Genomic DNA, 20,730 nt, shown 5'->3' on the forward strand with positions numbered 1-20,730 from the left:
ATTTGTAAAGGCCGGATTTTTATGTTTTTTCTTCAAATGGCTTTATTTTAATCATTATTTATATCATTTAAATTTTGTTATTTTTGGAAAATTATAAAACTGAAAAAATGCAGATACAATCCGTTTCTATAGAAGATTATATTTCGAAGATTCCTGAAGAAAGACAGGAGATTTTCAGAAAACTTTTTGATACTATTAATAATAATTTACCGGAAGGTTTTTCTCAGGGCAGCAGCTACGGAATGATCGGGTGGGGTGTTCCGCTGGAGATTTATCCTGCCGGTTATCATTGTGCACCAGGCACACCATTACCTTTCTTAAGTATAGCTTCTCAAAAGAATTTTATTGCATTTTATCATATGGGAATGTATGCTAAACCTGAATTGCTGGATTGGTTTGTAGAAGAATTTCCCAAATATTCTAAAAGAAAACTGGATATGGGTAAATCTTGCGTACGTTTCAAGAAAATGGATGATATACCCCTTGAATTATTGGCTGAAGTATGTAAAAAAATGACGGTTCAGGATTGGATAAATTGTTATGAAGAAAATTTTAAGAAGTAAGATTGTACTTTCAATTTTTACAGTTTTATTTATTTTAAATAATATTATAAGCTGTAGAAGTTCAAAAGTTTCGGGATTTGAAAACGGTGATTTATTGTTTGTTACCGCTAAAGACACCGGGCTTTCAGGGGCTATTAATAATGTTACGCAAAAGCAGAAGAATGCTTCTTTTGATCACATCGGGATTTTAGAAGTTGACGGAAGCGATTTTTATGTTTTACATGCTGCTCCAAAAGGAGGTTCTCAGAAACAACAGCTGAAAGATTTTCTTCAGGATCAGGCTAATGACAGACAAAGAGTGGTAGTTTACCGGTTAAAACCTCAATACAGAAATGCTATTCCTTCTGCAATTGAGAAAGCAAATTCTATGGTGGGAAAGCCTTATAATTTTAATTATATCTTAGATGAAAACGCTTATTATTGTTCAGATTTTATTGAAAGGGCTTTCAGAAAGGATCATATTTTTGTCCTTGAACCTATGAGTTTTATCGATCCTAAAACAGGAAAAACAAATGTTTTCTGGGAAGATTTTTACAGGAAGAAAAATCTGAAAGTTCCGGAAGGTGAGCCAGGCTGTAACCCCAACGGACTGGCGGCATCAGAAAAACTTGACAGAATAAAAGAATTGTAATGACATTCTAAATTTAACATAATGAGTGGATTCTAATGAGTCCACTTTTTTTAGGAAAAAAATAATATCCTACTAATTTGGTAGACTAATAATTTTTTATATTTTTGTTTAAGTTTTAACGCACGAGAAAAATGAACAGTAGTCTTTAAAAATATTTTGCTATGATAACACCAAACCCAAACCTGCAGATTATACAAAATAAAATAAATCTGCCTAAAAAAGAACTGATCCTGGAAATCGAGCTCAATGGTAAAATGAAGTTTGAGCGCCTGATGAACACAATATATAATCAGTTCGGGATATGTCATAAGGTGTTATCGGCTAATGTGGAATACGTAAATGGGCGGAGTTTTGGCTCTGTTCAGCTGTATATTAATGTAAGTTCAGATGATTTCGAAGAACTGGAATTTTATCTGAATAAAAATAAACTTCTGAGTACTACGGTAGAATATGTCTGCAGGAAATACTTATAAGATAGGTTCATATAGTTTTAATTACAAAAAAGCGCTCAGTGAAAACTGAACGCTTTTATTTATTAGATTATGACTTATCTGGATTAAATTCTTTCAATATCGGCACCAATTGCTTTTAATCTGCCATCGATATTTTCATATCCTCTGTCAATCTGCTCAATATTATGAATGATTGATTTGCCTTCGGCAGAAAGCGCTGCAATAAGAAGTGCATTGCCAGCCCTGATATCCGGAGAAACCATCGTTGTTGCTCTTAGCGGAGTTTCCTGGTTCAATCCGATTACCGTTGCCCTGTGCGGATCACAAAGAATGATCTGAGCACCCATGTCGATCAGTTTATCCACGAAGAATAATCTTGACTCAAACATTTTCTGATGAATCAGAAGACTTCCTTTTGCCTGTGTAGCTACTACAAGGATGATCGAAAGAAGGTCAGGTGTAAATCCAGGCCATGGGGCATCAGAAATGGTAAGAATGGATCCGTCAATAAATTTTTGAATTTTATAATTTTCCTGAGCCGGGATAAAAATATCATCATTACTCTGCTCAAGCTGAATTCCTAATTTTCTGAAGGTATTTGGAATAACGCCAAGTTGATTCCAGTTCACGTTTTTGATAGTGATTTCGGATTTCGTCATCGCAGCAAGACCAATCCATGAACCGATCTCTACCATATCCGGAAGCATGGTGTGTTCAGTTCCGTGAAGATATTCAACCCCTTCAATAGTTAATAGATTGGAACCTATTCCTGAAATATTAGCCCCCATTCTGTTCAGCATCTTACAAAGTTGCTGAAGATAAGGCTCGCAGGCAGCATTGTAAATTCTTGTTTTACCTTTTGCCAAAGCGGCAGCCATTACAATATTGGCGGTTCCTGTGACCGAAGCTTCTTCCAAAAGAATGAATTTTCCTCTGAGTTCTTTGGCTTTCAGGGAATAAAAATATTCCTCTTCATCATAATGAAATTCTGCTCCCAGCTCTACAAGTCCTTGAAAGTGAGTGTCTAATCTTCTTCTTCCGATCTTGTCACCTCCGGGTGTCGGCATGTATGCTTCACCATATCTCGCCAGCATTGGCCCCATCAGCATGATCGACCCTCTTAGTTTTGCGCCGTCTTTTTTAAACTCGCTGGACTTTATATAATCAAAATTAACCTGATCTGCTTTGAAAGTATAATCTCCGTGGCCGTTTTTGGTAACCTTTACTCCGAAGTCACCTAAAATTTCAATTAATCGATTAACGTCATGGATGTCCGGAATGTTTTTTATCCTTACTTCCTCATCAGTTAACAAAACGGCACAAAGAATCTGTAGAGCTTCATTTTTTGCTCCTTGTGGAGTAATTTCACCTTGCAGTCTCTTTCCTCCTCTTATTTGAAATGTTCCACTCATGTCTACTTTCTGTTTTTATGATTGCTGTTGTTATTGTGTCTTCTTTTGTTGTTAGATTGGTTTCGGTTGTTAGACTGGTTTCTGTTATTGTTATTACGGCTGTTGTTATTGCTCGTATAATAGATCTTGCTTTTTTCAAGCGTTTCTATTCCCGTAAGATCCAGTCGGTTTTCCGAAAGTTCTTTCAGGTGACGGAAAATAACGTCATCGGTTACATGCTCTTTATTATATACGTTGTAAGATTTCTTCATATTATTGGCAATTACCTCAATCAGGGCTTCTTTTTCGTCTCCTTGTTCAAGCTCGATTGCTTTTTCTATTAATTGAAGAATACTTTTCCCGTAAAATTTAAAATCTCCCTGAAGTTTTGGGTATTCCATTCTTTTTGGTCTTTCTGCAAGCTCTTCTCTGGTAGGAAAAGGGTATGGTGAGTCTACATCAAGATCATAATCGGCAAGAATGAATAAATGGTCCCAAAGTTTATGTTTGTAATTTTCTTCGTCGCGGAGCTGCGGGTTTCTCTGACCCATAAAATCAATGATTGCCATTGCCATTTCACTTCTTTCTTCTTTTGTAGGAAGCTCTTTGCAACGTTCAACCAACTGTTGTATAATTCTGCCATATTCCGGCAGATGAAGCTGGGTTTTTTGGGTATTGTATTCCATAGTATGCAAATATATGCAATAATGGAAAATTTGCGAGGAAAATCTTTAAAGTTTATGATTTTTTAATGATGCTATAAATTATATTTTGCCAGAGTTTAATGTTAAAAATGAAAAAATATATCACGATCAGTAGATATTATTTTAACAAAAGTGTAATTTAGGTAAGACTTTAACAATTAAAATTTTAGATATGAAAAAAATACACTTTCTACTTTCATTACTGGCTTTAGGCCTCGTAAGCTCATGTCAGAATAATGATGAGATGATTAATGAAACTCAGGAAAAGACAGAAGTTCATAACAAAATCGTGAATGTTACCAATCACGACGGGCGTCCTTTCAGTACAGGAACTTCTCCTTATGCAAAATTCGTTGCAGGTCCCGGAGGAAGTGTTCTTATGCAGGGCTTTTATTGGGATGTTCCTGACGGAGACAATTGGTGGAATACCGTAAAAGGAAAATTAACCGACTGGTCAAATGCCGGAATTGGTGCAATTTGGCTTCCTCCAGCTTCAAAAGCACAGAACGGTGCTTATTCAATGGGGTATGATCCTACCGATTATTATGACTTCGGAAATTATAATCAAAACGGAAGCATTGAAACACGATTCGGTTCCAGGGCAGAACTTGAGGCGCTCATCACAAAGGCTCATACCGAGAATATGCAGGTGTATGCAGATATTGTCATTAATCACAATAGCGGCGGGCAGTCAGAGTACAATCCTTATGTTGGTTCAAATACCTGGACGAATTTTTCAGGAGTTGCCTCAGGAAAGTTTACAAGAAATTACAATGACTTTTATAAAAACGCTTATGGAAATAATGATGAAGGTGCTTTCGGAGGTTTTCCGGATTTATGCCATGCCAATCCATACGTGCAGGACTGGCTTTGGGGAAGGGATGATTCTGTCGCAAAATATTATAAGAATGTCATGAAATTTGACGGATGGAGATTTGATTATGTTAAAGGTTTCGGCCCTTGGGTAGTGAATACCTGGAACGCCAATGTCGGCGGATTTTCCGTGGGAGAGCTTTGGGATTCCAATGTCAATACGCTGGAATGGTGGGCAAACAATGCCAACAGTTCGGTCTTTGATTTTGCAGCCTATTACAAAATGGATGAAGCGTTTGATAATGGAAATTTAAATGTTCTTAATGATGACATGATGTGGAAAAGAAACCCTTATAAAGCTGTAACTTTTGTAGCGAATCACGATACGGATATTATTTACAACAAAATGCTGGCTTATGCTTATATTTTAACTCACGAAGGTTATCCCACAATCTTTTACAGAGATTATGAAGAATGGCTGAATAAGGAACGGCTGAATAATCTCATCTGGATTCACAATAATAAAGCTACAGGAACAACCTCTATTCTTTATACCGACAACGATGAATATATTGCAAGAAGAAACGGGTACAATGGAAATCCGGGGCTGGTGGTTTATATCAATAATTCTTCGAGCTGGCAGGAACGATGGATTCAAACCAATTGGACAAGCCAGCAGATTAAAGATTTTACAGGAAGTTCAAACTGGTATCCAACTACACAATCGGACAAATGGGTAAAAATTCAATGTGCACCCAATTCTTATTCCGTATGGTCACTAAATCAATAATCGTAATAAATAAAGACTGCTTCTGTGAGAGGCAGTCTTTTTAATTTAAATTGAATAACGTTAAACCTGAATAAATTTTGCCCTCTGATGAGGAGTTGGCAGGTAGCATTTCTGATTAGCCAGTTTCATCCTGTTTTTTGAAACAATATCATATACCTTATCGCTTAAAAAAGAAGGAATGATTTTACCCAATCCTGAAAGCTTATAAATACCGCCAAGCAAATTGGCAATCTTTAGAACAGCCCTGGATTTTTCCAGGTAATATTGTCCCGGCTTCCAGAGGTACATCGTATTGAAAACCTTGGTATTTAAGCCTCGTTCAGATAAAAATTTCTGCCCAAACTCAGATTGCAGTGAGGCAAACAAGAACTGGTCTTTTTTATCTCTTTCAAGAATCCATTGTACCCAGAAATTGCATACCCCGCAGTCGCCGTCGAAAAATACAATGTGTTTGTTTTGCCAGTTTTCTTCCATGATGTTTAAGATTTAATAAAACATTTTCCTTTCCGTTTCCGTTTTTTCTCTTTTAAAATAATCTATTAAGATCTTTCTTTGTTCATCATTCAATTTTGCATCCTGATGTCCGATGAAATAAGATTCCAATGGCATTTCTTTATTTTCGATCATTTCTATACATTCCTGCAATTTATGTGCCTGATCTTTTGCGGGATACATGGCAAAGGTTGAAAAATTAAGTTCCTTTCTTCCTTCATCAATATGATTTTTCAATATCCATGATGCGGGAGCAATATTGGAATACCATGGATATTGCGTTTCACCCGAATGACAATCGTAGCAGGAAGTCCTGATCATTTTGGCAATTTCAGGCTTCGTATTTTTTATTTTTAAAAAATCCATGCCGGGCGTGGGCTCCGGATTTGTCTTATCAATGGGAAAGAACTGGATGATGATAAAGGCAACAAGAATAGCAACTAAAACTTTTTTCATATTTATATGTTTTTAAATTATATAAAAATAAAATAAATTTTCGAATTATGACCTCACTCATATATTGGAATAATTCTAAATAGCACCGAACTTTCATATTGTAATTCAGCCTATTGCAAATTTTTATTAATTTAAATGGTTGTTAAAAGTACAATCTTTCAAATAATAAAGTTTAGACAAGATAACATTATTGTTTTTAACTATTGATTAAATATTTTTGATAGATTGTATTTATGTGTAGACTAGTGTAAGTTTGTAAAATATAATTAACTGTAATCAACATAAAAATTAAACGACAATGGAAAAAGATTTGAATGATATCAGTAAATGTCCGTTTCATAACGGATCTATGAAAAAAGAAAATGTTGCCGGCGGCGGTACCAAAAATTCAGATTGGTGGCCCGATCAGTTGAGAGTAGATATTCTACGGCAGCATTCAGCATTATCAAACCCTATGGATAACGATTTTGATTATGCTGAAGAATTTAAAAGTCTTGATCTGGAATCTGTTAAGGCTGATTTACGCGCTTTAATGACCGACTCTCAGGACTGGTGGCCCGCTGATTTCGGACACTATGGACCTCTTTTTATCCGTATGGCCTGGCATAGTGCAGGAACGTACCGTGTAGGTGATGGGAGAGGGGGAGCAGGAGCCGGACAGCAACGTTTTGCGCCGCTCAACAGCTGGCCGGATAATGTAAGTCTGGATAAAGCAAGAAGACTTCTTTGGCCTATTAAACAAAAATATGGAAAGAAAATTTCATGGGCCGATTTAATGATCCTTACCGGAAATATTGCTTTGGAATCGATGGGTTTCAAAACTTTCGGTTTCGCCGGTGGTCGTGAGGATGTATGGGAGCCGGATATGGATGTATACTGGGGTTCTGAAAAGACATGGTTAGGTGGTGATCTTCGATATGCACACGGATCTGATGGTGTAGTAGAAGGTCGCGGTGTTTTACCTACCGACGATGATGCAGACGGTGATATTCATACTCGAAATCTTGAAAAACCTTTGGCAGCCGTACAGATGGGGCTGATTTATGTAAACCCTGAAGGACCCGACGGTAACCCGGATCCTATTTTGGCAGCAAAAGATATCCGTGATACTTTCGGAAGAATGGCCATGAATGATGAAGAAACGGTTGCTCTTATCGCCGGAGGTCATACTTTCGGAAAAACACATGGGGCAGGACCCGCAGATCACGTGGGAAAAGAACCCGAAGCTGCTGGAATTGAAGCACAGGGATTCGGCTGGAACAGTACTTATAAATCAGGCAAAGGGCCGGACGCCATTTCCAGTGGCCTTGAAGTTACCTGGACGGAAACTCCAACCCAATGGAGCAATTATTTCTTTAAAAATCTGTTCGAAAATGAATGGGAACTTACGAAAAGTCCCGCCGGTGCCCATCAATGGGTAGCAAAAAGTGGAGAAGAGATCATTCCTGATGCATTTGACCCAAATAAAAAGCACAGACCAACAATGCTGACAACGGACCTGTCTCTTAGATTTGATCCTGAATACGAAAAAATATCAAGAAGATTTTACGAAAACCCTGACGCTTTTGCAGATGCTTTTGCTCGGGCATGGTTCAAGCTTACCCACAGAGATATGGGACCTAAAGCCCGCTATCTGGGACCAGATGTGCCTTCTGAAGAATTAATATGGCAGGATCCGATTCCTGAAGTAGACCATGTTCTGATCAATAATTCTGATATTGAAGCATTAAAATCTAAAATTCTAGAGTCCGGATTGAGTATTTCTGAACTGGTATCTACTGCGTGGGCTTCCGCATCAACATTTAGAGGAAGTGATAAGAGGGGTGGAGCGAATGGAGCGAGAATCCGTTTGGCTCCTCAAAAAGACTGGGAAGTGAATAATCCTCCTCAGCTGCAGAAAGTTTTAAGTATTTTAGAAAATATCCAAAAAGAATTTAATGAAAATCAGACCGCTGGTAAAAAAGTTTCATTGGCTGACCTTATCGTTCTTGCAGGAACATCTGCTGTGGAAAAAGCAGCCAAAGATGCTGGGTATACTGTTATTGTACCTTTCTCACCGGGAAGGATGGATGCATCGCAAGAGCAGACCGATGTGGAATCCATGAAATATCTCGAGCCTGCAGCGGATGGGTTCAGGAATTATCTGAAAAAGAAATTTTCTGTCTCTACGGAATCTTTATTGATCGATAAAGCTCAGCTTTTAACGCTTACGGCTCCTGAACTTACCGTTCTCGTAGGAGGAATGAGGGCTTTGGGTGCCAATTATGACGGTTCGCAACATGGAATTTTCACGCAAAGACCCGGCGTTCTTACCAATGATTTCTTTATTAATCTTCTGGATATGAGTACACAGTGGAAAGCTGCTTCGGATGATAACGAATTGTATGAAGGCACTGACCGTAAAACAGGAGAAAAGAAATGGACGGCTACACGTGCTGATCTTGTTTTTGGTTCCAATTCAGAATTAAGGGCTATCGCTGAGGTATATGCAAGTTCCGATGCTAAGGAGAAATTTGTTAATGACTTTGTTTCGGCCTGGGTAAAAGTAATGAATCTGGACAGGTTTGATTTAAATTGATGTAGAGCTAAATAAAATTGGTACAATAAACGTCTTACCTTTTACAAATGCTTAAAAAAGCAGTTTTGTAAACAGTGAAATAAATCCGTATTGCTATATGTAATATGGATTTTTTTTGATCAAGGATAATGGTAATGATGAGATTGTATTAAATGAATTGAGATAGTGTCTATTTTACTGATAGGTAATTGGTATGAATATTATGTTAAATGACATGCGATTTTGTAGTTACTTTATCGTTAATCTCTTAGTTATTGTAAATACATTTTTTTAATGAAAATACCCAAAAAAATTAATACCATTAGAAGGTCATTAATGAGGAAGCTGACTGAAAATATTGGTAAGTCCAGTTTTGAAAAAGTTGATAAAAATGATCTTAAAATAAATAAAATTCTAATATCCAGGCCTAATCATCGATTGGGTAATTTGCTTCTCCTTAGTCCTTTGGTGGAAGAAGTAAGTAATACGTTTCCTGACAGTAAGATTGATCTTTTCGTTAAAGGACAGATTACTCCAGTAATATATAAAAATTATAAAAATATCGACAAAATTATTCAGCTTCCCAAAAAGCCGTTTAGTAATATTTTTAAATATTTAGCAGGTTGGATATCACTACGGTCGAAAAAGTATGATCTGGTTATCAATGCAAACTTTGGTTCATCATCAGGCAGAATATCAACTTACGTTACACGGTCTAAATATAAATTATTCGGTGAATATGATGAAAAATATATACAACAGTTTAATGATTACCAGCACTCAGCAAAACATCCTATTTATAATTTAAGACAATATTTATTACAACTCGGAGTTCCGGAAAATAAAAATGAACTACCCTATATGGATATTAAGCTGGACGCTGAAGAGATTCAAAATGGGAAAAAAAATCTATTTTCCATAGTAGAAAATGACAAACCTGTAATATGCCTGTTCACAAACGCTACCGGAGACAAATGCTACTCAGAGGAATGGTGGCACAATTTCTATAACCACTTGAAAAAAACATTTCCTGATCATCATATTGTCGAGCTCTTGCCTGTTGAAAATATTTCTAAATTAAACTTTACAATACCTCATTTTTATAGTACGGATATCAGGGAGATGGGAGCTTTTATGGCAAATACACAATTGTTTATTGCGGCAGATAACGGGGTGATGCACTTAGCCAGCGCCAGCGGAGTGCCTACGGTAGGCTTGTTTTCTGTTACTGATGAAAACATTTACAGGCCGTATAATTCAAAAAGCTTTTCTGTAAATACAGGACACACGACAATCGAAAATATTATGGATTTACTGCGTAAAACCATCGAATACAATAAATAATATGATATGAAATTTATTATTGCTGAAGGCCTATACATGTATAAAGATGATATTCTATCAACATTAAAAATATTTAAATCCGGAGGGGTATTAATCGGAAATGGTTCGCGAAATGTAATTAAGGTATTTAATTTAAAGGGGATTCATCTCAATTTTAAATTATTCAAACAACATAATATTATCAACAGGCACATCTACAAATTTTACCGGAAGTCTAAGGCGCAGCGTTCATTTGAATATGCGCATATGCTTCTTCAGAAAAGCTACTGGACTCCAAAACCGATTGCCTACATTGAAAATCACGATTTTATCGGATTGACATCCAGCTATTACATCACTGAACAACTGGAAAATTGCTGGACATTCGATCATATTCTTGGAGATCATTCTTTTCCTGACCGTGAAAAAATCATAAAAGAGTACGCCTCGCTCATGTTTCGTTTACATAACGATGGAATTTTATTTCTTGATAATTCACCAAATAATTTTTTAATTCGAAAAGAAGATGATTCTTATTCAATTTACATGGTAGATCTGAATAGAATGAGTTTTCATGATTCAATTAATCTGGACAAAAGGCTTGCAAACTTTGCAAGAATTACCAATGACCCACAGGTAATTAACATCATTGCTGAGCAATATTCTCACTTATACGGGACTTCAGTGGATTTTTGCCTGAAAGAAATCGAACAACATACCAATAGGCAAATTGTTAGGCGTAAAATAAAGAAAATATTGAAATTGTATAAATATTTAAATCCAAAGAAAATATTTTCGAATCACGGCTATATATTATTCTATGCACACTGTATTTTTCAGATCAGCGATGGATTGCTATAAATAAAAAAGGAGAAATTATTTAATTTCTCCTTTTTTGTAGACCCACAGGGATTCGAACCCCAGATGACTGAACCAAAATCAGTAGTGTTACCGCTACACCATGGGTCTGTATTTCTATGTCGCGAAATTATATAAATTATTTTAAAAATAAAAATGAAATGTGAAGATTTATACATGTTAAATGTAGCTTCGTTCTTTATTTACTGATAGTCAAAGAATTATTTTTCTTTGAAAATTAATATTAAATGGATAGCCGATTATACGATTATTATTGATCTATTACTACATTCTGATATTCTTCACTTACTCATATTTAATTGAACTAAAATAAAAACAGTATCTTTGCAAAAAAAATTGGGCTCCAAAAGTTGGAGAAACCCATTAATAACTTGTCCCGAGCTTTGGCAAAGGATTATTAAACATTTTTTATGTCGAATATTGTCGCAATCGTTGGGCGCCCCAACGTAGGAAAATCCACGTTATTTAACCGTTTACTAGAGAGGAGAGAAGCTATTGTAGATTCTACTGCCGGAGTTACCAGAGACCGTCATTACGGGAAATCAGACTGGAACGGCGTAGATTTCACCGTAATCGATACCGGAGGATACGATGTCGGAACTGATGACATTTTTGAAGAAGAAATCCGTAAGCAGGTACAGCTGGCTGTAGATGAAGCTACATCAATTATTTTTATGATGAACGTGGAAGAGGGGCTTACCGATACAGACCAGGAAATCTACAGACTTTTAAGAAGATCCAACAAACCTATTTATATTGTAATCAATAAAGTGGATTCTGCAAAAGAAGAACTTCCCGCAACAGAATTTTATCAGCTTGGAATCGATAAATATTACACCTTGTCTTCCGCAACAGGCTCCGGTACAGGTGATCTGCTGGATGATATCGTAAGAGATTTCCCAACTACTGAATATAAAGATCCTTTTGAAGGCTTGCCAAAAATTACGATAGCAGGTCGCCCGAATGTTGGTAAATCTACACTGACAAACGCTTTGCTTGATGTGGAGAGAAATATCGTAACCGATATCGCAGGAACCACAAGAGACAGTATTCAGACGCTTTACAATAAATTCGGTTACGAATTTGTGTTGGTAGACACTGCCGGAATGCGTAAAAAATCAAAGGTTTCTGAAGATCTGGAATTTTATTCGGTAATGCGTTCTATACGTTCCATCGAGTTTTCTGATGTGGTTATTATCATGGTAGATGCTACACAAGGATGGGAATCTCAGGATATGAATATCTTCAGCCTTGCGCAGAAAAACAGAAAAGGAATTGTGATTTTGGTCAACAAATGGGATCTTATTGAGGATAAGCAGACCAACACGATGCGTGACTTCGAAAAGCAAATCAAAGATAAAATCGGTCAGTTCAATGATATTCCGATTTTGTTTGTTTCAGCTTTAACGAAACAGAGGATTTTAAAAGCCGTTGAAGTTGCCATGCAGGTGTATGAAGACCGTAAGAAAAAAATCAAAACTTCAAAATTAAATGAAGTGATGCTGCCGATTTTCGAAGGTACGCCACCACCGGCAAATAAAGGAAAATACATCAAGATCAAATACTGTGTACAGCTTCCTACGCCGTCACCACAGTTTGTTTTCTTCTGTAATCTTCCGCAGTATGTAAAAGAACCATATAAAAGATTTACTGAAAACCAGCTGAGAAAAGAATTCGGATTTACCGGAGTTCCTATTGAAGTGTATTTCAGACAAAAATAAACTACCATCCCTTTTAGATTTTCTAAGAGGGATTTTATTCTTAATTAATTTTTATATTTTAGATAAAAGCTTCACAGCAATGAATACAGTTGTTTTATCAGAACAGTTTTCTTTGGTTAATTCATGGATCAATGAACTCAGGAATGTTGATATCCAGCACGACCGAATGCGATTTCGCAGGAATATGGAAAGAATCGGCGAGATTGCAGCCTTTGAGATCAGCAAAAGTTTAGAACAGAAAGAAATTGAAATTCAGACTCCTTTAGACAAAATTAAAGTGAAGGAAATTGCGGTCCAGCCTGTCATTACAACGATTTTGAGAGCAGGAGTTCCTTTGTTTCATGGGATTTTAAATTATTTCGACAAAGCAGACTGTGGATTTGTGGCGGCGTACAGGAAACACGACGCCAATGATTATTTCTCAATAAAGCAGGATTATTTAACATGTCCTGATATTGAGGGAAGACCTCTGATTGTCGGAGATCCTATGCTGGCAACAGGCGCATCTTTAATTGAAGCCATTAAAGATTTATTGACCAACGGAAAGCCCAGCCAGCTTCATATTGTAGCAGCAATCGCCTCAAAACAGGGTGTTGAAACGATCGCAAAAGCATATCCTGAAGCAAAAATCTGGGTAGGAGCGATCGATGAACAATTGACATCAAAAGGATATATTACTCCTGGCCTGGGAGACGCCGGAGATTTGAGCTACGGAGAAAAGCTGCAGCGATAAAATGATTATGTTTTTCTGTCTTTAAACAATAATTTAAGAAAGATTCCAAAAGTCTTTCATTAAATGTAACAATACATTTGGCCGTACTTTATCCATCGGATGTCTGGTATCAGGAAGAACGGCCAATTTTGCATTTGGAAGGCTTCTGTAGACTTCCATACTTTCCTCAAGTGTCACCATATTATCTTTATCACCGACCATAATCTGTACGGGAACATTGATCGTTGCCAGATTATCTTTTAAAGGTGGATTTTTGCCTAAAGCAATCATCAATTCAGCAATAGAAGGTAATAGCTGTTTCCATTTTTCTCCGTGTTGCGCTTCCAGCAATTGAGCATACTGCGGAACTTTTTCAGCAATAGTTTTGGGATCCAGCATTTTACTTTCCTTTAATGCCTGCTCCTCTGTCCAGTCGAATTTGGTTCCTAAAGTCATGATGGAATTTACTTTTTCAGGATATTCAGAAGCATAACAAAGCGCTACATATCCTCCCATGCTGTGTCCAAAAATATAAACGTCATTCAGATTTTCTTTTTCAATAAACTCTTTTAACTCCATCGTGTATTTTTCAATGCTGATTCCGTCCTGCGGGAGTCCGGAACTACCATGCCCTGAAAACAATGGTGTATGAACGGTAAAATATTTTGAAAGTTCCTGAATAAACGGTTCAAAGATCATCGGATGACCTAATGCCCCATGAAGTAAAATGAGATTCAGCATAATATATCAGATTTGCCCGAAAATTACTGAAATTTATTTTATTTCATTATGATGCATGCAATCTTACTGAAATTTAAACACTGAAACACTCACACGATCAAACCGAAATACGTCATATCTAAGCATCCATCGCCATTACTAAAATACTCACTTTATTATTCCCTGCGCTAAGAATTTCCCATGCGATGGTCGCTAAAGTATTTCCTGTCGTAAAAACATCGTCAATGATTAAAATATGTTTTCCGGAGATTTCTCTCGTGATCGAAAAGGTATTATCCGTTTCCAGCCGGTGCTGCCTGTCTTTCAGAGCCTGAGCTTTTGAATAATAATTTCTTTTGATTAAATGATGATCGAATGGTATTGCATAATAGTCAGAAAGCTGTTCCGTGAAAATATGTAATTGATTGTAGCCTCTTTCTTTTAATTTTCTGGGATGAAGCGGCACTGAAACCAGCAGATCAGGCTTTTTATCTTTAAAATCCAATCGTTCTGATGTCCATTCTGCCAGAATTTTTCCGGCCTTCTCTCTGCCTTTGTATTTTAATTCATGAATGATCTTTCTGCTGAGGTTTTCCTTTTCAAACTGCATTAGGGCGAAAGTATGCTCAACAGGAAAAAGCAATCGGCACTTTTCTTTAATAAAATGATCATCAAAATAGTTGAAATGGATAAAGCTGATCTGTTGAAAACAGAGCTCACATACCAGAAGATCAGCATCAATAATACGGTTGCAGCCCAGGCATCGGTTCGGGAATAATAGGTCTAAAATCATTTGTGTGTCATATGGCAGTACTAAAATAAATATTTTGTATTGGAATAAGAAATTTATACTAAGTCTTTTACAGCCAAAATCACCATTTATATATTCGGATAGTTTTCTTTTATATTAATTAATCATCTATTATTTGATCTTTATTTTATGTCTTAAAATTAAAAATCCTTTCTGATCTTTTCAATGGCAATCTTCATATTAGAATTGAAATATTCCTTTTCAAGCCTGATAGGTGGCGCCTGCCTCACTTCGCAGTCCGCAACACTGCAGGATTCACAGGTTACACCAACATTTATGGTTTTTAAAGTGGAAGATTTAATGAAATTAATTTTCTTGATCGTCTGAGGGTTTAATAAAATACCCAGGCAGTAACTTCTGTTGCTTCCATCTGAGAACGGGTTTTTCTGAGATGTTGAAATGACCAGATAACTTATACCCTGGTCTTTATAATGAGAAATCTGTGCGTCTGTTAATGTTTCATTTTCTTTTAGATAATGCAGATTTTTCACTGCAATCCATCGCCTGCAGTAATGCTCGTTGGTAGCATTGGCGTGCGGAGCTTGTTGATGATTTAGATGTAATTCTTTAAGAATCTGAATTTTATCCGAGTTTTTCTTTTTTACCAGGCACAGATAAAACAAATCTTTAATTCCTAATTCAGAGGAAAGTACATTTGTCAGGCGGTAATAGAATGTTTCCGGCGAATGGGTGAATTGCTTAGTTAAAGCCTCAAAATCAGATGGATTCCATGTGTTTTGCAGGAAAAATTCTGAAGTCTTTTCCTTAATTTTTTCTTTTGATATTAATAGAGCACCAGCGAAATAAGCTGCATAAAAATTATTTAAGATCTCCTCAAAATTTCCAAAATCCAGCCATGAATAGGTATTTGGACGGTTTTTTAATTCCAGTACATTAAATCCAACTTCTTTGGCGAGAATAAAAGTTTTCTGGTCTTGCTCTAATTTTCGGTTCAGGAGTAGCAGTCTTTTTTCAGGAATAAATAAAGACCGCAGATGATCCAAGGTCTCATATTGTTCAAAATCTTCAGACCGAATGGTATAATTAAAGCTTTCTGTCAAAATATTTTCTAAAACTTCACACTGGAGATTTTTAGTCATTTCTAACTGGTTTTCTTCCGAAAACTTTACTGCTTTTTCTTCTATCTCAGGGAAGTAATTATCATAAAGCTCTTGAAAAGAACGTAAAACCGCAAAATAAAATCTTTCTTTCCCTAAGTTATAGTTCTGTGAAATTTCAATCAGGGCATTGATGAATGCCATTACTTTTTTAGGGGCGTCACTAATAATGCTGATAAGATTGTTTTTATTGATTCCGAAAAGCTCAAGAGGAATTTCTTTAAAAAAATCTGATTGAAGGATTTCACTGAATGGAAGTAAACTTTTATCAAGCTTTGTCGATACCAGGTCGTCAAAAGTACAGTTCAGAGCTTCTGAAATCTGGATGATCTTGTCATGCTTAGGGTATTTTTTTCCGTTTTCAATCTCATTAAGATATGATTTTGACAGACCGGTTTTTACAGCGAGATCCTGTAAAGACCAGTTTTTCTTTTGTCTCTGTTGCTTCAGTTTTAGTCCGAAAACCGTCTTGATATAGTCACTTTCATGATTCATAAATCAAATATAAATATTAACTACGATTTTTCGCATAATATTTTTTTAAATATTTTAGCGAACGTTCGCTATTTGTGAAAATTTTTATTTAAGTTTGTCATGTAGAATTGCAAAATCAATTTGTTATGGAAACTAGGATCCAATTAAAGATAAATGCTCAGGAGAATTTTGAGAATATTTTTACAGGCGATTTGACAGATTTTCTTGTAGAGTTGCATCAAAATTTCAATCAGAAAAGAGTAGAACTTTTAGAACAGAGAAAAAAGACCCAGCAGAAATTCGATGAAGGAATTCTTCCGGAATTTTTTCCTGAAACTGAAGAAATCAGGAACGGAAATTGGGTTTGTGCACCACTTCCAGATGATTTGCTGGACAGGAGAGTGGAAATTACGGGACCTGTTGACCGGAAAATGATTATCAATGCGCTCAATTCCGGTGCACTTACCTTTATGGCAGACTTTGAAGACAGCAATTCTCCTACCTGGAAAAATTGTATGGAAGGACAGGTTAATCTCACCGACGCAGTTAACCGATGTATTGATTTTACAAACGAACAGGGGAAATATTATCATCTGAATGAAAAAACGGCAGTATTAATAGTTCGCCCACGGGGTTTGCATTTAAATGAAAAACATATCGAAATTAATGGTGAACAGGCTTCGGGATCGTTAATTGATTTTGGAATTTACTTTTTCAAAAATGCCAAGCAGTTGCTCAGGAACGGTAGTGGTCCGTACTTTTATCTTCCAAAATTAGAACATTATGAAGAAGCCCGATGGTGGAATGATGTTTTTGTTTTTGCTCAGGATTATCTCAGAATTCCGCAGGGAACCATAAAAGCAACTGTTTTGATTGAAACCATAACCGCCTCTTTTCAGATTGACGAAATTTTGTTTGAACTGAAAGATCATAGTTCAGGACTCAATTGCGGGCGCTGGGATTATATTTTTTCATTCATTAAAAAATTCAGAAATCTTCCCGGATACATTTTACCGGACCGTGATCAGGTGACAATGGCTTCACCTTTTATGAGTGCTTATTCAAAAAGAGTGATTGAAGTCTGCCATAAAAGAAATGTTCATGCTATTGGAGGCATGGCAGCACAGATTCCCATTAAAGATGATGATGAAGCAAACCGTATTGCTTTTGATAAAGTACGTGCCGATAAAGAACGTGAAGTGAAGAACGGGCATGACGGCACTTGGGTGGCTCATCCGGCTTTGGTTTCTGTCGCAAAAGATATTTTCGATCAATTTATGCCGGTGAAAAACCAGATCCATAAAAAATTTGATTATCAGATCACCGGAAAAAATCTGCTTGAGATTCCAAAAGGTGAAATCACGGAAAAAGGGGTTCGTAAGAATATTAATGTCGGAATTCTTTATCTCGAATCCTGGCTGATGGGTATTGGTGCTGCAGCGATCTATAATTTGATGGAAGATGCGGCAACCGCGGAGATTTCAAGAACACAGCTGTGGCAATGGCTGAAAAATGATACCATTTTGGGCGATGGCCGAAAACTGACCAGAGAACTGTTCCTTCAATGGGAATTTGAAGAGATTGAACGTATAGAAAAATATGTTGGGAAGGAACGCTTCAGAACCGGAAAATTCAATCTTGCCAAGGAACTTTTTAATGAATTGGTTTTCTGTGAAAAGTTTGAGGAATTTTTAACATTGAAAGCATATCCGTTTATATAGGCCGATAATAGGTTTGTATAAAAGAGTTTAAGTAAGATAAAATAATCACAATTCAAAATAATCTAACTAAAATAATATGAAAACAAGACAAGATCAAATTCAGGAAATAGAAAAGGATTGGTGTGAAAACCCAAGATGGAAAGGGATAAAAAGGACTTACACAGCAGAAGATGTGCTTAAATTGCGGGGATCCTATAAATTAGACTACACCATTGCTACCAAAATGGCCATGAAATTTTGGAATCAGTTGAATCAACAGGATTTTGTAGCTGGATTAGGGGCTTTAACGGGAAATCAAGCCGTACAGGAGGTGGATGCTGGTTTGGAGGCTATTTACCTTTCAGGATGGCAGGTTGCTGCGGATGCCAATTTATCTGGCGAAATGTATCCCGACCAATCTTTATATCCTGCAAACTCAGTACCTTCTGTAGTAAAGAAAATTAATAATGCTTTATTGAGGGCAGATCAGATCCAATCAGTAAACGGAGGAGGCGGAAAAGAATATCTGGTTCCGATAATTGCCGATGCAGAAGCCGGTTTTGGCGGAAACCTGAATGCCTATGAATTAATGAAACAGATGATTGAAGCCGGAGCCGCAGCTGTACATTTTGAAGATCAGTTGTCTTCAGCTAAAAAATGTGGGCATTTGGGAGGTAAAGTGCTCGTTCCAACTCAGGAAGCAGTTAATAAACTGATTTCGGCCCGTTTAGCGGCGGATGTTTTGGGTGTTCCGACTGTTATTATTGCAAGAACAGATGCTGACGCCGCAGACTTGTTGACGTCTGATATTGATGAAAGGGATAAAAAGTTTCTCACAGGAGAAAGAACTTCCGAAGGCTTTTTTGTAGTGAAAAACGGCGTAGAACAAGGAATTGACCGTGGCTTGTCTTACGCTCCGTATGCAGATCTGATCTGGATGGAAACCTCAAACCCTGATCTCGAGCAGGCTAAAAAATTTGCGGAAGGAATTCATTCAAAATTTCCCGGAAAAATGCTCGCCTATAATTGTTCACCTTCTTTTAACTGGGCGGCAAAGCTTTCGGTGGACGAAATGCTCAGATTCCGTGAAGAGCTGGCAAAGATGGGCTATAAATTTCAGTTTATAACCCTGGCCGGATTCCATGCACTGAATACAGCTATGTTTGAGCTTGCTTTGGCGTACAAAGAAAAAGGAATGGCTGGGTATTCCGAGCTGCAGGAGCGTGAGTTTGCCCTACAGCAGCGAGGTTTCAGAGCCGTAAAACATCAGTCTTTTGTGGGGACGGGATATTTTGACGAGATCCAGAATGTCGTAACTGGCGGTTCATCGGCAACTGTTGCAATGAAAGATTCTACAGAGACGGCACAATTTCATTAGAAAATTCCATTTTTAAGTAATTTTATTGTTAGAGCCTTCCCGGTTTTGGGGAGGTTTTTGTACTTATAGCTTACTTTTGTATAAATATTGAGAAATGAGTTTGATTTATGAAAAACAGATACAGGTAACAGAAGAACATATCGACAGGAATAATCACGTCAATAATGTTCAGTACGTCAAATGGGTGGAAGAGATCGCCGGGGAGCATTGGGATTTTGTAAAACATAAAACCCGTAATTCTGATGATATATGGATGCTTCTGGATCACCATATTCAATATAAAAAACAAGTGTACCTTGGAGATATACTCACTATAAAAACCTATCCTAAAACTCCTGAAGGAATCAGGCAGCCCAGAAAAGTTGAATTTTACTGTAATGATCAGCTGGTGGTAGATTCACTGACACTTTGGGTTTTTATTGATAAGGAAACAGAAAGGATTATCAGGCTGGAAAGTGACTGGCTGGATATTTTATAACTATTCGCTCAGAATTGAAAGGATAATATTCATTTTTTCTTCATCAATATTACCGGTGATTTCCTGCACGTTTCCCTTTTTATCAATAATAAAGGTGATGGGATTTCGGATTACTGAAAAATAAGATTGTAATTCCTTAACCGAATCTGTAATATGCACAAAGTTAAATTGATGTGTTGTCAAAAAACGGTCGACTTTCTCTTTGGGATCATGGGTAATGGCTATGAAATTTACATTTGTGCCTAACGTCTCCTCAAGTTTGTTCAGATGAGGAAGTTCTTCAATACACGGTATACAGGTCGTTGACCAAAAGTTGATCAGCGAAAATTTTCCTTGAAGTTCATTAGCGCTGAAGTTTTTACCTTCTTTATTTTTATAATTTTCAATCGGAAAATGCTGACCGATCTTTTTCTCAAGAAGAGGATGAGCCTGGAAGTGTCTTTGGGCATTTAAAGTTAAACTTAAAAGAAGCAGTAATAATGAGAGAAATCGTAAGCCGGCGATCATTTAGTGGTTATTTAATTTCTTTTATCAACGTATCCGGGTTTTGTTTATTGTATGAAGAAC

At 36.8% G+C, this 20,730-nt stretch carries 20 protein-coding genes and 1 tRNA gene; 12 read left to right on the forward strand and 9 right to left on the reverse strand.

Annotated features, from left to right (window positions below; translation table 11 throughout):
* Positions 1-107: 107 nt before the first annotated feature.
* The 3 genes from AC3WV0_RS07325 (at position 108) to AC3WV0_RS07335 (ending at position 1,667) form a co-directional block, all read left to right on the forward strand.
* Positions 108-563, forward strand: coding sequence for a DUF1801 domain-containing protein (locus AC3WV0_RS07325; protein WP_488845290.1), 456 nt, complete (start codon positions 108-110; stop codon positions 561-563).
* Positions 541-1,194 (forward strand): YiiX/YebB-like N1pC/P60 family cysteine hydrolase, encoded by a 654-nt coding sequence (locus tag AC3WV0_RS07330; RefSeq protein WP_488845292.1) that lies wholly within the window; start codon positions 541-543, stop codon positions 1,192-1,194. Before AC3WV0_RS07325 ends, AC3WV0_RS07330 begins: the two co-directional genes overlap by 23 nt.
* Before the next feature lie 161 nt (positions 1,195-1,355).
* Entirely contained in the window at positions 1,356-1,667 is a 312-nt protein-coding gene (locus AC3WV0_RS07335; protein ID WP_488845294.1) for an NIL domain-containing protein, read from the forward strand.
* Between the two features lie 83 nt (positions 1,668-1,750).
* Here AC3WV0_RS07335 and murA read toward each other — a convergent pair whose 3' ends face one another.
* Together murA and AC3WV0_RS07345 are read right to left on the reverse strand one after the other, a co-directional pair.
* The gene (murA, locus tag AC3WV0_RS07340) at positions 1,751-3,058 is read right to left on the reverse strand and encodes a UDP-N-acetylglucosamine 1-carboxyvinyltransferase (RefSeq protein ID WP_488845296.1); all 1,308 of its coding nucleotides are present in this window, start codon (positions 3,056-3,058) and stop codon (positions 1,751-1,753) included.
* Between the two features lie 2 nt (positions 3,059-3,060).
* Positions 3,061-3,723 carry a DUF4290 domain-containing protein gene (locus AC3WV0_RS07345; RefSeq protein ID WP_488845298.1) on the reverse strand — a complete coding sequence of 221 codons (663 nt, stop codon included), beginning with the start codon at positions 3,721-3,723 and terminating at the stop codon, positions 3,061-3,063.
* Positions 3,724-3,913: 190 nt separating this feature from the next.
* Between AC3WV0_RS07345 and AC3WV0_RS07350 the strand changes: the two genes are divergently transcribed.
* On the forward strand, positions 3,914-5,344 hold the full coding sequence (locus tag AC3WV0_RS07350; protein WP_488845300.1) for an alpha-amylase: 1,431 nt from the start codon (positions 3,914-3,916) through the stop codon (positions 5,342-5,344).
* A gap of 60 nt (positions 5,345-5,404) precedes the next feature.
* Here the strand turns inward: AC3WV0_RS07350 and AC3WV0_RS07355 are convergent, their stop codons facing one another.
* Both AC3WV0_RS07355 and AC3WV0_RS07360 read right to left on the reverse strand, forming a co-directional pair.
* Positions 5,405-5,818, reverse strand: coding sequence for a thiol-disulfide oxidoreductase DCC family protein (locus tag AC3WV0_RS07355; protein WP_488845302.1), 414 nt, complete (start codon positions 5,816-5,818; stop codon positions 5,405-5,407).
* 12 nt (positions 5,819-5,830) lie between these two features.
* Complete coding sequence (locus AC3WV0_RS07360; protein ID WP_488845304.1) at positions 5,831-6,292, reverse strand: heme-binding domain-containing protein; 462 nt, start codon at positions 6,290-6,292, stop codon at positions 5,831-5,833.
* Positions 6,293-6,590: 298 nt separating this feature from the next.
* On the opposite strand from AC3WV0_RS07360, the gene katG reads away from it, so the two are divergent.
* The 3 genes from katG (at position 6,591) to AC3WV0_RS07375 (ending at position 11,033) form a co-directional block, all read left to right on the forward strand.
* Positions 6,591-8,870: a catalase/peroxidase HPI gene (gene katG, locus AC3WV0_RS07365; RefSeq protein ID WP_488845306.1), complete on the forward strand. Its 2,280-nt coding sequence runs from the start codon at positions 6,591-6,593 to the stop codon at positions 8,868-8,870.
* Positions 8,871-9,143: 273 nt separating this feature from the next.
* Entirely contained in the window at positions 9,144-10,193 is a 1,050-nt protein-coding gene (locus AC3WV0_RS07370; RefSeq protein ID WP_488845308.1) for a glycosyltransferase family 9 protein, read from the forward strand.
* A gap of 6 nt (positions 10,194-10,199) precedes the next feature.
* Entirely contained in the window at positions 10,200-11,033 is an 834-nt protein-coding gene (locus tag AC3WV0_RS07375) for a lipopolysaccharide kinase InaA family protein (RefSeq protein ID WP_488845310.1), read from the forward strand.
* Positions 11,034-11,070: 37 nt separating this feature from the next.
* On the opposite strand, the gene AC3WV0_RS07380 is transcribed toward AC3WV0_RS07375, so the two are convergent.
* Positions 11,071-11,141: transfer RNA gene (locus AC3WV0_RS07380), tRNA-Gln, on the reverse strand.
* Positions 11,142-11,461: 320 nt separating this feature from the next.
* On the opposite strand from AC3WV0_RS07380, the gene der reads away from it, so the two are divergent.
* On the forward strand, positions 11,462-12,772 hold the full coding sequence (gene der / locus AC3WV0_RS07385) for a ribosome biogenesis GTPase Der (RefSeq protein ID WP_488845311.1): 1,311 nt from the start codon (positions 11,462-11,464) through the stop codon (positions 12,770-12,772).
* Positions 12,773-12,851: 79 nt separating this feature from the next.
* Positions 12,852-13,505, forward strand: coding sequence for a uracil phosphoribosyltransferase (upp, locus tag AC3WV0_RS07390; RefSeq protein ID WP_488845313.1), 654 nt, complete (start codon positions 12,852-12,854; stop codon positions 13,503-13,505).
* 33 nt (positions 13,506-13,538) lie between these two features.
* Here upp and AC3WV0_RS07395 read toward each other — a convergent pair whose 3' ends face one another.
* The 3 genes from AC3WV0_RS07395 to AC3WV0_RS07405 form a co-directional block, all read right to left on the reverse strand.
* On the reverse strand, positions 13,539-14,225 hold the full coding sequence (locus AC3WV0_RS07395; protein ID WP_488845315.1) for an alpha/beta fold hydrolase: 687 nt from the start codon (positions 14,223-14,225) through the stop codon (positions 13,539-13,541).
* A gap of 118 nt (positions 14,226-14,343) precedes the next feature.
* Entirely contained in the window at positions 14,344-14,997 is a 654-nt protein-coding gene (locus tag AC3WV0_RS07400) for a ComF family protein (RefSeq protein ID WP_488845317.1), read from the reverse strand.
* A 158-nt stretch (positions 14,998-15,155) separates the two neighbouring features.
* The gene (locus AC3WV0_RS07405) at positions 15,156-16,628 is read right to left on the reverse strand and encodes a helix-turn-helix domain-containing protein (RefSeq protein WP_488845319.1); all 1,473 of its coding nucleotides are present in this window, start codon (positions 16,626-16,628) and stop codon (positions 15,156-15,158) included.
* Between the two features lie 125 nt (positions 16,629-16,753).
* On the opposite strand from AC3WV0_RS07405, the gene aceB reads away from it, so the two are divergent.
* The 3 genes from aceB (at position 16,754) to AC3WV0_RS07420 (ending at position 20,163) form a co-directional block, all read left to right on the forward strand.
* A complete protein-coding gene (gene aceB / locus AC3WV0_RS07410; RefSeq protein WP_488845320.1) occupies positions 16,754-18,328 on the forward strand; it encodes a malate synthase A in 1,575 nt (524 codons plus the stop codon).
* Between the two features lie 76 nt (positions 18,329-18,404).
* On the forward strand, positions 18,405-19,685 hold the full coding sequence (gene aceA / locus AC3WV0_RS07415; protein ID WP_488845322.1) for an isocitrate lyase: 1,281 nt from the start codon (positions 18,405-18,407) through the stop codon (positions 19,683-19,685).
* A gap of 94 nt (positions 19,686-19,779) precedes the next feature.
* Complete coding sequence (locus AC3WV0_RS07420; protein ID WP_488845324.1) at positions 19,780-20,163, forward strand: acyl-CoA thioesterase; 384 nt, start codon at positions 19,780-19,782, stop codon at positions 20,161-20,163.
* On the opposite strand, the gene AC3WV0_RS07425 is transcribed toward AC3WV0_RS07420, so the two are convergent.
* Positions 20,164-20,670 (reverse strand): TlpA family protein disulfide reductase, encoded by a 507-nt coding sequence (locus AC3WV0_RS07425; RefSeq protein WP_488845325.1) that lies wholly within the window; start codon positions 20,668-20,670, stop codon positions 20,164-20,166.
* Positions 20,671-20,730 lie beyond the last annotated feature (60 nt).

It is taken from the genome of Chryseobacterium sp. 27AL (assembly GCF_057815395.1).

Excerpts from the sequence above, each read along its gene's own strand:
- AC3WV0_RS07325 (WP_488845290.1), top strand. The coding sequence starts at position 108 with ATGCAGATACAATCCGTTTCTATAGAAGATTATATTTCGAAGATTCCT.
- AC3WV0_RS07330 (WP_488845292.1), top strand. The coding sequence starts at position 541 with ATGAAGAAAATTTTAAGAAGTAAGATTGTACTTTCAATTTTTACAGTT.
- AC3WV0_RS07335 (WP_488845294.1), top strand. The coding sequence starts at position 1,356 with ATGATAACACCAAACCCAAACCTGCAGATTATACAAAATAAAATAAAT.
- murA (WP_488845296.1), bottom strand. The coding sequence starts at position 3,058 with ATGAGTGGAACATTTCAAATAAGAGGAGGAAAGAGACTGCAAGGTGAA.
- AC3WV0_RS07345 (WP_488845298.1), bottom strand. The coding sequence starts at position 3,723 with ATGGAATACAATACCCAAAAAACCCAGCTTCATCTGCCGGAATATGGC.
- AC3WV0_RS07350 (WP_488845300.1), top strand. The coding sequence starts at position 3,914 with ATGAAAAAAATACACTTTCTACTTTCATTACTGGCTTTAGGCCTCGTA.
- AC3WV0_RS07355 (WP_488845302.1), bottom strand. The coding sequence starts at position 5,818 with ATGGAAGAAAACTGGCAAAACAAACACATTGTATTTTTCGACGGCGAC.
- AC3WV0_RS07360 (WP_488845304.1), bottom strand. The coding sequence starts at position 6,292 with ATGAAAAAAGTTTTAGTTGCTATTCTTGTTGCCTTTATCATCATCCAG.
- katG (WP_488845306.1), top strand. The coding sequence starts at position 6,591 with ATGGAAAAAGATTTGAATGATATCAGTAAATGTCCGTTTCATAACGGA.
- AC3WV0_RS07370 (WP_488845308.1), top strand. The coding sequence starts at position 9,144 with ATGAAAATACCCAAAAAAATTAATACCATTAGAAGGTCATTAATGAGG.
- AC3WV0_RS07375 (WP_488845310.1), top strand. The coding sequence starts at position 10,200 with ATGAAATTTATTATTGCTGAAGGCCTATACATGTATAAAGATGATATT.
- der (WP_488845311.1), top strand. The coding sequence starts at position 11,462 with ATGTCGAATATTGTCGCAATCGTTGGGCGCCCCAACGTAGGAAAATCC.
- upp (WP_488845313.1), top strand. The coding sequence starts at position 12,852 with ATGAATACAGTTGTTTTATCAGAACAGTTTTCTTTGGTTAATTCATGG.
- AC3WV0_RS07395 (WP_488845315.1), bottom strand. The coding sequence starts at position 14,225 with ATGCTGAATCTCATTTTACTTCATGGGGCATTAGGTCATCCGATGATC.
- AC3WV0_RS07400 (WP_488845317.1), bottom strand. The coding sequence starts at position 14,997 with ATGATTTTAGACCTATTATTCCCGAACCGATGCCTGGGCTGCAACCGT.
- AC3WV0_RS07405 (WP_488845319.1), bottom strand. The coding sequence starts at position 16,628 with ATGAATCATGAAAGTGACTATATCAAGACGGTTTTCGGACTAAAACTG.
- aceB (WP_488845320.1), top strand. The coding sequence starts at position 16,754 with ATGGAAACTAGGATCCAATTAAAGATAAATGCTCAGGAGAATTTTGAG.
- aceA (WP_488845322.1), top strand. The coding sequence starts at position 18,405 with ATGAAAACAAGACAAGATCAAATTCAGGAAATAGAAAAGGATTGGTGT.
- AC3WV0_RS07420 (WP_488845324.1), top strand. The coding sequence starts at position 19,780 with ATGAGTTTGATTTATGAAAAACAGATACAGGTAACAGAAGAACATATC.
- AC3WV0_RS07425 (WP_488845325.1), bottom strand. The coding sequence starts at position 20,670 with ATGATCGCCGGCTTACGATTTCTCTCATTATTACTGCTTCTTTTAAGT.